We start from the raw sequence: 14,251 nt of genomic DNA on the forward strand, positions 1-14,251 counted from the left end.
GTCGCGGCGGTCTGTCACAGATGGTAAAGTGAGCGATAGCGCCGTTTTGCTGCGGGCAGCGCCGCATTCTTCACCCTCGCTTGTTGTTATTGTTTACCTTGTGAATTAAGGTTGCCGCCACGGAGTTACGGTAGATGAAACTAACCATAATAAGGAGTTTAGGATGAAAGTCGCAGTCCTCGGCGCAGCTGGCGGTATCGGCCAGGCGCTTGCCCTACTACTTAAGACCCAACTGCCTTCAGGCTCAGAACTCTCCCTGTATGATATTGCGCCGGTTACCCCGGGCGTGGCAGTCGATCTCAGCCATATTCCAACCGCAGTGAAGATCAAAGGTTTCTCCGGTGAAGATGCAACCCCGGCGCTGGAAGGCGCTGATGTGGTGCTGATCTCCGCAGGTGTCGCGCGTAAACCGGGAATGGATCGCTCCGATCTGTTCAACGTTAACGCGGGCATCGTGAAGAATCTGGTGCAGCAGGTCGCAAAAACCTGTCCAAAAGCCTGTATCGGTATCATCACCAACCCGGTCAACACCACGGTGGCCATTGCCGCTGAAGTATTGAAAAAAGCCGGCGTGTATGACAAAAACAAACTGTTCGGCGTCACCACGCTGGACATCATTCGCTCAAATACCTTCGTGGCGGAGTTGAAAGGCAAGCAGCCAACGGAGATTGAAGTGCCGGTTATCGGCGGTCACTCCGGTGTGACTATTCTGCCTCTGCTGTCGCAGATCCCAGGTGTCAGCTTCTCCGAACAGGAAGTGGCCGATCTGACCAAACGCATTCAGAATGCGGGTACCGAAGTGGTGGAAGCCAAAGCCGGTGGCGGTTCCGCAACCCTGTCTATGGGCCAGGCGGCGGCACGTTTCGGCCTGTCGCTGGTGCGTGCGTTGCAGGGCGAGAAAGGCGTGGTGGAATGTGCCTACGTTGAAGGTGACGGCGAGCATGCACGTTTCTTCTCGCAGCCGCTGCTGCTGGGTAAAAACGGCGTCGAAGAGCGTCAGTCCATCGGCAAGCTGAGCGAGTTTGAACAACACGCGATGGAAGGCATGCTGGATACGCTGAAGAAAGATATCGCGCTGGGCGAAGAGTTCGTTAACAAATAAGCCTGGCAGCCAGAAAGTAAAAACCGGAGCCTGTGCTCCGGTTTTTTTACGCCTGTTAGTTGGTGGCGGGGTATTCCTGAATGGTGACGTTCAGGGTCAGCTTTTTATCGTCACGCATGACGATAACCGGGATGACAGAACCCGGACGAATTTCGGCGACCTGATCCATTGTTTCCAGCGCAGAGACTGCCGGTTTGTCGTTCACGGAAACAATCACGTCGTTGACCTGAATGCCTGCCTCAGCAGCCGGGCCACCAGGTGCCACTTCATTTACCACGATGCCCTGAATCTGATCTATCGCGCCGCCCTGAGTGTGAAGAGGCGCAATTTCACGGCCGCTGATGCCGATATAACCGCGGATCACCCGACCATCACGGATAAGCTTATCCATAATTTTCGTCGCCAGCTGGAATGGAATGGCGAAGCCGATTCCTTCAGGTGTCTCACCGTCGTTGCTCTTGTCAAAGGAGAGGGTATTAATCCCCATCAGCTCGCCCAGCGAATTCACCAGCGCACCGCCGGAGTTACCGTGGTTAATGGAGGCATCCGTTTGCAGGAAGTTCTGGCGGCCGGATGGGTTCAGGCCAATACGCCCGGTGGCGCTGATAATGCCCTGGGTGATGGTTTGCCCGAGGTTGTACGGGTTGCCGATGGCCAGCACCACATCGCCAATGTGCGGGATGCGTTTCGGGTTAATCGGAATGACCGGCAGCCCGCCGCTGGCGTTGATTTTGAGCACCGCAAGATCAGTCAGGCTGTCGGATCCGACAATGAGCGCCTCGAAAACGCGCCCGTCCTGCAAAGCGACGATGATCTGATCGGCATCGTTAATCACATGCTTGTTGGTAATAATGTACCCGCGCTCGTCCATGATCACGCCGGAGCCGAGCGTTAATACGTTATGGCTGTTATTGTTCAGCGCGCGGTTATAGATGTTAACGACGGCAGGCGCCGCCCGCTTCACTGCGGGATTGTAGCTGACCGGCGATTCATCCGCGCTGTCATACGTCGTGGATGAAAGGGGGTTAAGCTGGCGCAACGAAGGCATGGCGGCTAACAAAATGCCACTGACGATGCATCCAATTGCGACTGAACGTAAAAGCTTTGCAAGCATGTGCGATTATCACAGGTAAGGGAACCGGGGCAGCATAGCACGAGTTATGCGGACATCACACGCAGGCAATGTCCGCCCTTAACAGGTCCTAACGCAGCAGCAGATAGATGCTCTCATTCCCGCGCATCACATTCAGCGCAATGATGGCAGGTTTGGCTTCCAGCACCTTGCGCATTTCAGCGATAGACTGCACGCGCTGGCGGTTAATGCCGATGATCACATCATCTTTATGTAAGCCAACCTGAGCTGCGGCGCTGCCTTTTTCAACGTCGTTGAGAACAACACCTTTAGTACCGTCTTTCATTTGACCGTCGCTCAGGGACGCTCCCCGCAACGCCGGAGTAATCAGCTCTGCGCTGGCCGTGGAAGAGGTACTCTTATCCAGCGTGACCTCAACGGTCATCGGCTTGCCATCGCGTAGCAGCCCAAGTTTTACTTTGGTGCCCGGCTCCGTCGTGGCGATACGCGAACGCAGTTCAGCAAAGCTGCTGAGCGGCTTATCATTGAGGCTCACGATAATATCGCCCGCTTTAACCCCCGCTTTTGCCGAACCAGAGCCTGGCAACACTTCGCTGACGAACGCCCCGCGCTGGATATTGAGATTGAACGCTTTGGCGATATCTGCGCTCATCTCCATGCCTTTAACACCTAAAAGGCCGCGCTTGATCTCGCCAAACTGAATCAGCTGTTTGGCGAGGGTAATCGCCATGTTGCTTGGGATCGCAAAGCCGATGCCAATGCTGCCGCCGCTCGGCGCGAGAATGGCGGTGTTGATCCCAACCAGTTCTCCGTTGAGGTTCAGCAGCGCGCCGCCGGAGTTGCCCCGGTTAATGGAGGCATCGGTCTGGATAAAGTTTTCCAGGCCTTCAAGATTCAGGCCGCTGCGCCCCAGTGCGGAGATTATCCCCGATGTGGCGGTCTGGCCCAGACCAAACGGATTGCCTACCGCCACGGCAAAATCCCCGACGCGCAGCTTGTCGGAATCAGCGATGGCGATTTGCGTCAGGTGATCGGCTTTCTGGAGCTGAAGCAGCGCGATGTCACTTTGATCATCGCTGCCGACCAGTTTGGCGTCAAACTCACGGCCATCGTTCAGCTGGACGCTGATTTTTTGTGCCTGGTTAACGACGTGATTGTTGGTGAGCACGTACCCTTTGGCAGCATCAATAATGACGCCAGAGCCCAGCCCTTCGAACGGCTGGGGCTGATCGACTGGCGCGTCGTCACCAAAATATTTCTTAAGTTCGTCAGGGACTTGTCCCTGGCTTGCCGGTGTGGCCGTCCCCTCCACCTGAACGCTTACCACCGCAGGCAGCACTTTCTCCAGCATCGGCGCGAGGCTTGGCATCTGCCCCTGGCCTGGCAGAACTGCAGGCAGAGAAGCTGACACCGGCATCGCCACGCCAAGAGATAACCCGACGCTTAACGCTAACGCACTCAGTAATAAAGTTTTTTTCTTCATTGATGCTGGCTCTCATGACCTGAGGAATGTGAGAAAAAATACGCCCATAAACAGCCCGATGTTATTGAATTTTCGGACGTCTAACAATGAGGTTGATGATTAATAATAGCCGGGGCGGGAAGGAAGTGGCGGGCGCAAGGGCTGCGCCCGTAAATAAAGAGGGGTTAGTCGCGTTTGGCGGCGCTGCGCAGCAGACCGGATGCGCCATCAGAATAGTCGCGTGGCATCTGAACCGGCGCCTGATCGTTACTGGCCTCGGACTCTGACAGGCGGTTACGGAACGGGTTTTCTTCCGCGCTCATTTCCGGCAGCAGGCTGCTGGAGCTTTTCGCCATATGCTGATACAGCTGGCGGTAGTCATGAGCCATATTGTCGAGCAGCTCGGCGCTGCGGGCAAAGTGGCTGACCAGTTCTTCACGATACTCGTCCAGCTCTGCTTTATTCTTTTCCAGTTCGTACTGCAGGGCCTGCTGTTGACGTAACTTGCGGTTACCAAATCGCATAGCGACGGCGCCAATGATGAGACCGACAACCAGACCAATTAGCGCATATTCCCAGGTCATGAACTTCTCCCGTTGTTTTGTGGTTCCGTAGGGTGGCAATAAGGCTCCTCGCCTGCGCCCGATAGTGCCACTATAACCGCTAATCCCTTAGAAGTGGAATCCTGGCGTGTCATCGCGTACTGTAGAACGGCCTTTTTTTCGACAACCGTGAACTGCTGCACGTTGCTTTTCAGGAAATAACAACAACTTATGCAAAGCATGACCCCCACATCGCGATATGAACAGGCCCTGAAAGAGGGGAGCTACCAACCCGATGACGTTCAGCGTGAGGCCGTTTCCCGGCTGGATATTATCTACCAGCAACTGACCTCTCTTCCGGCGCAAAGCCCGACAAAAGGCGGTCTGCGGGCCAAATTAGGTAAACTGTTGGGTAAGCACGAGTCAGCTTCCCGGGTTCCGGTACGCGGCTTATATATGTGGGGCGGCGTAGGGCGTGGGAAAACCTGGCTGATGGATATGTTTTATCAAAGCCTGCCTGGAGAGCGTAAGCAGCGTCTCCACTTTCACCGTTTTATGCTCCGCGTGCATGAAGAACTCACCGCGCTGCAGGGGCACAGCGATCCGCTGGAAATCGTGGCCGACCGCTTTAAGTCCGAAACCGACGTGCTGTGCTTTGATGAATTTTTTGTCTCAGACATTACGGACGCGATGCTGTTAGGCGGCCTGATGAAGGCCCTTTTTGCACGTGGGATCACGCTGGTGGCGACCTCCAACATTCCTCCTGATGACCTGTACCGCAACGGTTTGCAGCGCGCACGTTTCCTGCCTGCGATCGATGCTATTAAAGCAAACTGCGACATCATGAATGTGGATGCCGGGATTGACTATCGTCTGCGGACGCTGACCCAGGCGCATTTGTGGCTATCGCCGCTGAACGATGAGACGCACCAGCAGATGGACAAACTCTGGCTGGCGCTCTCCGGTACCCGACGCGAGAAGCCGACTGTGCTTGAAATCAACCACCGTTCACTGCCAACGCTGGGGGCAGAAAATCAAACTCTGGCAGTCTCGTTCACCACGCTGTGCGTGGATGCCCGTAGTCAGCATGATTACATTGCTCTTTCGCGTCTGTTTCATACCGTGATGTTGTTTGATGTACCGGTGATGACGACATTAATGGAAAGTGAGGCGCGGCGTTTTATTGCGCTGGTGGATGAATTCTATGAACGTCATGTCAAACTGGTGGTGAGCGCGACCGTGCCACTCCACGATATTTATCAGGGCGAGCGTCTGAAATTTGAGTTCCAGCGCTGCCTTTCGCGCCTGCAGGAGATGCAAAGCGAAGAGTATTTAAAGCGTGAACATCTGGCCGGTTAAAAACCCCCTGGCAAATCACATTTAGGGGTCGATCTTTGACCGTGACTTCTCTATAATCTTGCGACCCCACGTTACGAGAAGGTTTTTTTCCCAAAACTTTCTATGTGCTGGCATAGGCTATTCGAAGGGGTAGGTTTGCCGGACTTTGTCGTGTGAGCCTCAACTTTTAAACGTTTGGGTGTTCACCAACGTGTAACTTATTTATTTGGGTAAGCTTTTAATGAAAACTTTTACAGCTAAACCAGAAACCGTACAGCGCGACTGGTATGTTGTTGACGCGACCGGTAAAACTCTGGGCCGTCTGGCTTCCGAACTGGCTCGTCGCCTGCGCGGTAAGCATAAAGCGGAATACACTCCGCACGTAGATACGGGTGATTACATCATCGTTCTGAACGCAGAAAAAGTTGCTGTAACCGGTAACAAGCGTGAAGACAAAGTGTATTACCATCACACCGGCCACATCGGTGGTATCAAACAAGCGACCTTTGAAGAGATGATTGCCCGCCGTCCTGAGCGTGTGATTGAAATCGCGGTTAAAGGCATGCTGCCAAAAGGCCCGCTGGGTCGTGCAATGTTCCGTAAACTGAAAGTTTACGCGGGTAACGAGCACAACCACGCGGCACAGCAACCGCAAGTTCTTGACATCTAATCGGGATTATAGGCAATGGCTGAAAATCAATACTACGGCACTGGTCGCCGCAAAAGTTCCGCAGCTCGCGTGTTTATCAAACCGGGCAACGGCAAAATCGTTATCAACCAACGTTCTCTGGAACAGTACTTCGGTCGTGAAACTGCCCGCATGGTAGTTCGTCAGCCGCTGGAACTGGTCGACATGGTTGAGAAACTGGATCTGTACATCACCGTTAAAGGTGGTGGTATCTCTGGTCAGGCTGGTGCGATCCGTCACGGTATCACCCGCGCTCTGATGGAGTACGATGAGTCCCTGCGTGGCGAACTGCGTAAAGCTGGCTTCGTTACTCGTGATGCTCGTCAGGTTGAACGTAAGAAAGTCGGTCTGCGTAAAGCACGTCGTCGTCCTCAGTTCTCCAAACGTTAATTGGTTTCTGCTTATGCAGAACAATTGGCGAAAAAACCCGCTTCGGCGGGTTTTTTTATGAATAAAACCGGCGTTATCCACAATCCTCCACTCTCTTTTCATCCTTTTTCAGCATTTCCAGAATCGCCTCAACACAAATCCATCAAAATCTGGTAAACTATCATCCAATTTTGTGCCCAAATGCAGGCGGTTGTTCATTTTTTGTTTTTTGAACAGGAATGTCGTTCGACGCTTACGGGGCTTTACCACTGGCCGGTCACATGTTGTGGCGGGTAGCAGTAAAAATTCTGAATATACCTGGAGGTTTTCATGGCTGTCGCTGCCAACAAACGTTCGGTAATGACGCTGTTTTCTGGTCCTACTGACATCTATAGCCATCAGGTCCGCATTGTGCTGGCCGAAAAGGGTGTCAGCTTTGAGATTGAGCATGTGGAGAAGGACAATCCACCTCAGGATCTGATTGACCTCAACCCGAATCAAAGCGTACCGACACTGGTGGATCGCGAGCTGACCCTGTGGGAATCTCGCATCATTATGGAATATCTGGACGAGCGTTTTCCGCACCCGCCGCTGATGCCGGTTTACCCGGTGGCGCGTGGTGAAAGCCGTCTGTATATGCACCGCATCGAAAAAGACTGGTACTCGCTGATGAATACCGTCATGAACGGTACGGCTGCTCAGGCAGAAACTGCCCGCAAACAGCTGCGCGAAGAGCTGCTGGCGATTGCGCCGGTCTTCACGCAGAAGCCGTATTTCCTGAGCGACGAGTTCAGCCTGGTCGACTGCTACCTTGCACCGCTGCTGTGGCGTCTGCCGGTCATGGGCATTGAGCTGATCGGTACCGGTTCTAAAGAGATGAAAGCGTATATGACTCGCGTTTTCGAACGTGATTCCTTCCTCGCTTCCTTAACTGAAGCCGAGCGTGAAATGCGCCTCGGTCGGGGCTAACTGAATGGATGTGTCACAGCTGACGCCACGTCGTCCTTATCTGCTGCGGGCATTCTATGAATGGCTGCTGGATAACCAGCTGACGCCTCATCTGGTGGTAGACGTGACGTTACCGGGCGTACGTGTTCCGATGGAATACGCGCGTGACGGGCAAATCGTACTGAACATTGCGCCGCGTGCGGTAGGCAACCTTGAGCTGGCTAACGACGAAGTGCGCTTTAATGCGCGTTTTGGCGGCGTACCGCGCCAGGTTGAAGTACCTATGGCGGCCGTGCTGGCAATCTATGCCCGTGAAAACGGCGCAGGCACCATGTTCGAGCCGGAAGCGGCGTACGATGAAGACGGTATTCACGTCAATGACGACGCGGAAACCGGCGCAGAAAACGAAACCGTGATGTCAGTCATCGATGGCGATAAGCCAGATGGCGATGATGATAACGATCCTGACGACACGCCGCCGCCACGCGGTGGTCGTCCGGCGCTACGCGTAGTGAAGTAATCCTCAACAGGCCCATTCGGGCCTGTTTTCATTTGTACCTTGAAAACGTAAAAAAGCCCGGCTGCATCAGCAAGCCGGGCTTTTATTCTTTCAGACAGGGTATCCTTAGGCGGATTACACTTCCAGGTAGTTCATAATGCCGTCGGCAGCTTTACGGCCTTCGGCAATCGCCGTGACGACCAGATCGGAACCGCGCACGATATCGCCACCGGCGAAGATTTTCGGGTTGCTGGTCTGGAAGGCGTTATCGCTGCCTTCCGGTGCGATGATACGGCCCTGGGAATCGAGCTCAACGCTGTGTTTCGCCAGCCATTCCATGCTGTGAGGACGGAAACCGAACGCCATCACTACCGCATCGGCAGGAACCACGTGTTCGGAGCCGGCAACGATTTCAGCACGACGACGGCCTTTGGCATCCGGCGCGCCCATTTCCGTGCGCGCCATTTTCACGCCGCTCACTTTACCGTTGGCGTTCACTTCGACACCCAGCGGCTGCACGTTGAACTGGAACTCCACGCCTTCTTCCCGCGCGTTTTTGACTTCGCGACGTGAGCCTGGCATGTTCTCTTCATCACGACGATAAGCACAGGTAACATGCGCTGCACCCTGACGAACGGAAGTACGTACGCAGTCCATTGCGGTATCGCCACCGCCCAGAACCACTACGCGTTTGCCTTGCATGTTAACATACGGCTCGTCGGCAGATTCGCCGTAGCCCATGATCTGCTTGGTGTTGGCAATCAGGAACGGCAGCGCGTCAAACACGCCCTCCGCTTCTTCATTTTCAAGACCACCGCGCATGGACTGATAGGTACCGACGCCGAGGAATACGGCATCATAATCTTTTAGCAGGTCGTCGAGCTGCACATCGCGGCCCACTTCGGTATTCAGTTTGAACTCAATGCCCATGCCGGTGAAAATTTCACGGCGACGGGTCATGACCTCTTTTTCCAGCTTAAAGGCCGGAATACCAAAAGTGAGCAGACCGCCGATTTCAGGATGGCGATCGAAGACCACCGCCTTCACGCCGTTGCGGGTCAGCACGTCGGCACAGGCAAGGCCCGCCGGGCCAGCGCCGATAATGGCGACCGTTTTACCGGTCTGCTTCACGCCAGTGAGATCGGGACGCCAGCCCATCTCGAAGGCTTTATCGTTGATGTAGCGCTCGATATTGCCGATGGTCACCGCGCCAAACTCGTCGTTCAGCGTACAGGACCCTTCACACAGGCGGTCCTGTGGGCAGACGCGGCCGCACACTTCCGGCAGCGTGTTGGTCTGATGCGACAGTTCAGCCGCCTCAAAAATACGCCCCTCGTTGGCGAGCTTCAGCCAGTTCGGGATGTAGTTATGCACCGGGCACTTCCACTCGCAGTATGGGTTGCCGCAGGAGAGGCAGCGGTCTGCCTGCGCCTTAGCCTGGCCTTCGGAGAAGGTTTCGTAGATCTCAACAAATTCGATCTTACGGATCTTCAGCGGCTTCTTCGGCGGGTCCACACGCTGTAAGTCGATAAACTGATAAACATTCTGACTCATCTGAATTCCTTACTGCGCCTGCACGCGCAGCTCAGCTGCGCTACGACTACGGTGACCCAACAGTGCTTTGACATCGCTGGACTTCGGTTTAACCAGAGCGAATTTCGCGGAGAACGCTGGCCAGTTCGCCAGAATCTCTTCGCCGCGCGAGGAGCCCGTCAGCTGAACGTGTTCAGTGATAAGCCCGCGCAGGTGCTCTTCATGGATAGCCAGGGAGTCAACGTCCAGCACTTCCACCAGTTCCGGGTTCACGCGTTTGCGGAAATCACCATCTTCATCCAGGACATAAGCAAAACCACCGGTCATGCCCGCGCCAAAGTTGACGCCGGTTCTGCCGAGCACACAGACGATACCGCCCGTCATGTACTCACAGCCGTTGTCGCCAATGCCCTCGACCACGGTAATTGCACCGGAGTTACGCACGCCGAAACGTTCGCCCGCGCGGCCTGCTGCGTACAGACGACCGCCGGTTGCGCCATACAGGCAGGTGTTACCGATGATGCTCGCTTCGTGGCTGCGGAAGGCAGAGCCGACCGGAGGACGAATTGCCAGCAGACCGCCCGCCATGCCTTTCCCGACGTAGTCGTTGGCATCACCGGTCAGGTACAGCTCCACGCCGCCTGCGTTCCACACGCCGAAGCTCTGGCCTGCGGTGCCGCTGAAGTGGGCCTTGATCGGGTCTGAAGCCAGACCCTGATCGCCATGTGTCTGGGCGATATAGCCTGACAGTGACGCGCCCACTGAACGGTCGGTGTTGCGGATATCAAACCAGAACGTTTTGCTCTGCTTGCCATCCACGTACGACTTCGCCTGCTGCAAGAGCTGCGCGTTCAGCACGCCGTTGTCGAACGGTGGGTTGTTCTCGGTGCAGTAAAGCGCCTTACCCGGATGCGGCTCGGCGGTTTCCAGCAGTTTCGCCAGATCCAGCTTCTGCTGTTTGGCGGTGAAACCGTCCAGCTCTTTAAGCAGGTCGGTACGGCCAATCAGATCCACCAGACGCTTCACGCCAAGCTGCGCCATCAGCTCGCGAGTTTCGCGGGCGATAAATTCAAAGTAGTTGGTCACTTTGAACGGCAGGCCGTGGTAATGGTTCTTACGCAGTTTTTCATCCTGAGTTGCCACGCCGGTTGCGCAGTTGTTCAGGTGGCAAATACGCAGGTATTTACAGCCCAGCGCAACCATCGGGCCGGTGCCGAAGCCGAAGCTTTCTGCACCCAGAATTGCCGCCTTGATGATATCGACACCGGTTTTAAGACCGCCATCCACCTGGAGACGAATTTTGTGACGCAGGCCGTTGGCAACCAGCGCCTGCTGGGTTTCCACCAGGCCAAGTTCCCAAGGGCAGCCTGCGTATTTCACGGAAGAGAGCGGGCTTGCACCGGTGCCGCCGTCATAGCCGGCGATGGTGATCAAATCTGCGTAGGCTTTCGCGACGCCGGTAGCGATGGTGCCGACGCCCGGTTCGGAAACCAGCTTCACGGAGATCATCGCTTTCGGATTGACCTGTTTCAGATCGAAAATCAGCTGCGCCAGATCCTCGATAGAGTAGATATCGTGGTGCGGTGGCGGGGAAATCAGCGTTACGCCCGGCACGGAATAACGCAGTTTAGCGATGTACGGCGTGACTTTATCACCCGGAAGCTGACCGCCTTCGCCTGGTTTTGCCCCCTGAGCGACTTTAATCTGAATCACGTCGGCGTTGACCAGGTACGCCGGCGTCACGCCAAAGCGGCCGGAAGCGACCTGCTTGATGCGCGAGACTTTATTGGTGCCGTAACGCGCCGGGTCTTCGCCGCCTTCACCGGAGTTAGAGTTGCCGCCGATGCTGTTCATGGCTTCCGCCAGCGCTTCGTGGGCTTCCGGGCTCAGTGCACCGATGGACATTGCCGCGGTATCAAAGCGTTTGAACAGCTCAGTCGCAGGCTCAACTTCGCTAATGCTGACGGCTTCAGTGCCTGGAATGATGACCAGCAGATCGCGCAGCGTTGCCGCGGGGCGCTCGTTGACCAGTTTTGCATACTGCTGATAGTCACTGTATTCACCGCTCTGAACGGCCTGCTGCAGCGTGCGTACCACGTCCGGATTGTAGGCGTGGTATTCACCACCGTGAACGTACTTCAGCAAACCACCCTGATCGAGCGGCTTACGCGCCAGCCAGGCACGCTTAGAGAGGTTCAGCAGATCCTGCTGGAAGTCTTCAAAGCCTGCGCCGCCAATACGGCTGACCACGCCCTGGAAACAGAGATTTGCGACGCTGTCATGCAGGCCCACCGCTTCAAACAGCTTCGAGCAGCGGTAAGAGGCAATGGTCGAGATGCCCATTTTGGACATGATTTTGTACAGGCCTTTGTTGATGCCGTTGCGGTAGTTCAGCATCACGTGGCGGTAATCTTTCTCGATGGCTTTGGTGTCGACGAGCTTCGCCAGCGTTTCGTAAGCAAGATACGGGTAAATCGCCGTTGCACCGAAGCCCAGCAGCACCGCAAAGTGATGCGGGTCGCGAGCGCTTGCGGTTTCAACGATGATGTTGGCGTCACAGCGCAGGCTCTTATCAACCAGGCGCGTCTGAATCGCACCCACCGCCATCGGCGCAGGTACCGGCAGACGGTTTTTGGCGATATTGCGGTCAGAGAGCACCAGCAGCACGGTGCCGTTACGCACCATTTGCTCTGCCTTGTCGCACAGCGCATTAACGGTCTCTTCGAGGCTCGCTTCGTTTACATCAAAAGTGATATCGAGGGTATCAGCTCGGTAGTGCTCTTCCTGAATCGTCGTCAGCTGTTTGAAATCGGAGTAGAGCAGGATCGGTGATTTGAAGCTCAGGCGGTGCGCCTGGCCTTCCGCTTCACAGAAGACGTTCATTTCGCGGCCAATGCTGGTGGCGAGCGACATTACGTGCGCTTCACGCAGCGGGTCGATTGGCGGGTTGGTTACCTGCGCAAACTGCTGACGGAAGTAGTCGTAAATGATACGAGGCTGGCTGGAGAGCACGGCAAATGGGGTGTCGTCACCCATTGAGCCGACGGCCTCCTGGCCGTTTTCGCCCAGCACGCGAATCACGGAATCCAGCTCTTCGGCGCTGTAGTTAAACTGCTTCTGGTAGCTGGCAAGCGCGTCGTCGTCCAGCTCGCGGCTGCCGACGTCTTCGTCTGGCAGATCTTCAAACGGCACCAGACGGCGAACGTTTTTCTCCATCCACTCTTTGTACGGGTGACGGATTTTCAGATCGTGGTCCGTTTCCGCGGAGTGCAGAATACGGCCCGCGCGGGTGTCGATTACCATCAGCTCACCTGGGCCAACGCGGCCTTTTTCGACCACTTCGTCCGGCTGGTAGTCCCAGATCCCGACTTCAGAGGCGCAGGTGATGAGCTTGTCTTTGGTGATGACGTAGCGCGCCGGGCGCAGGCCGTTACGATCGAGGTTACAGGCTGCGTAGCGTCCGTCGGACATGACGATGCCTGCCGGGCCGTCCCACGGCTCCATGTGCATGGAGTTGAAGTCGAAGAAGGCGCGCAGGTCAGTATCCATGTCCGGGTTGTTCTGCCAGGCTGGTGGAACGAGCAGACGCATGGCGCGCACGATATCCATCCCACCTGCCAGCAGCAGCTCGAGCATGTTATCCATGGAGCTTGAGTCAGAACCCGTTTCGTTAACGAACGGTGCGGCGTCGTGCAGATCCGGAATAAGCGGCGTCTGGAATTTGTAGGTACGTGCGCGCGCCCACTGGCGGTTACCGGTGATGGTGTTGATTTCACCGTTGTGAGCCAGATAGCGGAACGGCTGGGCCAGCGGCCAGCGCGGCACGGTGTTGGTGGAGAAGCGCTGGTGGAACAGGCAAATGGCCGATTCCAGACGCAGGTCCGCGAGGTCCAGGTAGAAACGCGGCAAATCCGCCGGCATACACAGACCTTTGTAGATGTTGATCAGGTTAGACAGACTGCATACGTAGAAGTCTTTGTCCTCCTGAAGACGCTTTTCAATGCGGCGGCGGGCGATGAACAGACGGCGTTCCATGTCCCGGGGGCGCCAGCCTGCCGGGGCGTTAACGAAGATTTGTTCGATGCGCGGCAGAGAGGAGAGGGCGATTTCACCGAGCACCCCTTCGTTGGTTGGCACGTCGCGCCAGCCAACAATCGACAGGGTTTCGCGCTGCAATTCTTCTTCGACTACGCGGCGAGAAGCAGCAGCCAGCTCAGCGTCTTTATTCAGGAACAGCATCCCGACGGCGTAGTTTTTGGCTAAACGCCAGCCGTGCTCTTCGGCCACCAGGCGGAAGAAGCGATCCGGTTTTTGCAGCAGCAGGCCGCAACCATCGCCGGTTTTACCATCGGCAAGGATCGCACCACGGTGCTGCATGCGGGCCAGTGCGTGAATGGCGGTACGCACTACCTTGTGGCTAGGTTCGCCTTCTATGTGGGCGATCAGGCCGAAACCACAGTTATCCCTCTCAAGGGATTTATCGTACAACATATCAGTGAACCTCCCCAGGCTCTACGGACACACTCCGACACCGATTGCGCGCAGGCGCAGAAAGAGTAAGGCGGTGGGGCCTGTGGCCACACATTCGCCCTCTTACAATCCTTTCGCATCGGTAAACAAGTATTGAGGACTTGCTTCAGAGGGAATCTCAATTACTGCATAAATATGATGAGCAGA

General features: G+C 55.7%; 11 protein-coding genes. 6 read left to right on the plus strand and 5 right to left on the minus strand.

Annotation, left to right across the window (positions count from 1 at the left end; genetic code table 11):
* Window positions 1-163 precede the first annotated feature (163 nt).
* Window positions 164-1,102, plus strand: coding sequence for a malate dehydrogenase (mdh, locus tag AB1287_RS10925; RefSeq protein WP_312625352.1), 939 nt, complete (start codon window positions 164-166; stop codon window positions 1,100-1,102).
* A 55-nt stretch (window positions 1,103-1,157) separates the two neighbouring features.
* Here mdh and degS read toward each other — a convergent pair whose 3' ends face one another.
* From degS to zapG, 3 genes are all read right to left on the minus strand, one after another.
* Window positions 1,158-2,216 (minus strand): outer membrane-stress sensor serine endopeptidase DegS, encoded by a 1,059-nt coding sequence (degS, locus tag AB1287_RS10930; protein WP_435617779.1) that lies wholly within the window; start codon window positions 2,214-2,216, stop codon window positions 1,158-1,160.
* An 88-nt stretch (window positions 2,217-2,304) separates the two neighbouring features.
* The gene (gene degQ, locus AB1287_RS10935) at window positions 2,305-3,678 is read right to left on the minus strand and encodes a serine endoprotease DegQ (protein ID WP_435617780.1); all 1,374 of its coding nucleotides are present in this window, start codon (window positions 3,676-3,678) and stop codon (window positions 2,305-2,307) included.
* Window positions 3,679-3,842: 164 nt separating this feature from the next.
* Window positions 3,843-4,241 (minus strand): Z-ring associated protein ZapG, encoded by a 399-nt coding sequence (gene zapG, locus AB1287_RS10940; protein ID WP_435617781.1) that lies wholly within the window; start codon window positions 4,239-4,241, stop codon window positions 3,843-3,845.
* Between the two features lie 189 nt (window positions 4,242-4,430).
* Between zapG and zapE the strand changes: the two genes are divergently transcribed.
* From zapE to sspB, 5 genes are all read left to right on the plus strand, one after another.
* On the plus strand, window positions 4,431-5,558 hold the full coding sequence (gene zapE, locus AB1287_RS10945; RefSeq protein ID WP_435617782.1) for a cell division protein ZapE: 1,128 nt from the start codon (window positions 4,431-4,433) through the stop codon (window positions 5,556-5,558).
* Window positions 5,559-5,778: 220 nt separating this feature from the next.
* A complete protein-coding gene (rplM, locus tag AB1287_RS10950; RefSeq protein WP_097164166.1) occupies window positions 5,779-6,207 on the plus strand; it encodes a 50S ribosomal protein L13 in 429 nt (142 codons plus the stop codon).
* A 15-nt stretch (window positions 6,208-6,222) separates the two neighbouring features.
* The gene (gene rpsI, locus AB1287_RS10955) at window positions 6,223-6,615 is read left to right on the plus strand and encodes a 30S ribosomal protein S9 (protein WP_000829815.1); all 393 of its coding nucleotides are present in this window, start codon (window positions 6,223-6,225) and stop codon (window positions 6,613-6,615) included.
* 309 nt (window positions 6,616-6,924) lie between these two features.
* Entirely contained in the window at window positions 6,925-7,563 is a 639-nt protein-coding gene (sspA, locus tag AB1287_RS10960; protein WP_312625359.1) for a stringent starvation protein SspA, read from the plus strand.
* A 4-nt stretch (window positions 7,564-7,567) separates the two neighbouring features.
* Window positions 7,568-8,062: a ClpXP protease specificity-enhancing factor gene (gene sspB, locus AB1287_RS10965; protein ID WP_312625360.1), complete on the plus strand. Its 495-nt coding sequence runs from the start codon at window positions 7,568-7,570 to the stop codon at window positions 8,060-8,062.
* Window positions 8,063-8,176: 114 nt separating this feature from the next.
* On the opposite strand, the gene gltD is transcribed toward sspB, so the two are convergent.
* Window positions 8,177-9,595 (minus strand): glutamate synthase subunit GltD, encoded by a 1,419-nt coding sequence (gene gltD / locus AB1287_RS10970; RefSeq protein ID WP_312625362.1) that lies wholly within the window; start codon window positions 9,593-9,595, stop codon window positions 8,177-8,179.
* A gap of 9 nt (window positions 9,596-9,604) precedes the next feature.
* Window positions 9,605-14,065 carry a glutamate synthase large subunit gene (gltB, locus tag AB1287_RS10975; RefSeq protein ID WP_435617783.1) on the minus strand — a complete coding sequence of 1,487 codons (4,461 nt, stop codon included), beginning with the start codon at window positions 14,063-14,065 and terminating at the stop codon, window positions 9,605-9,607.
* Window positions 14,066-14,251 lie beyond the last annotated feature (186 nt).

This window comes from Scandinavium sp. UTDF21-P1B, from assembly GCF_040750395.1.
Lineage (GTDB): Bacteria > Pseudomonadota > Gammaproteobacteria > Enterobacterales > Enterobacteriaceae > Scandinavium.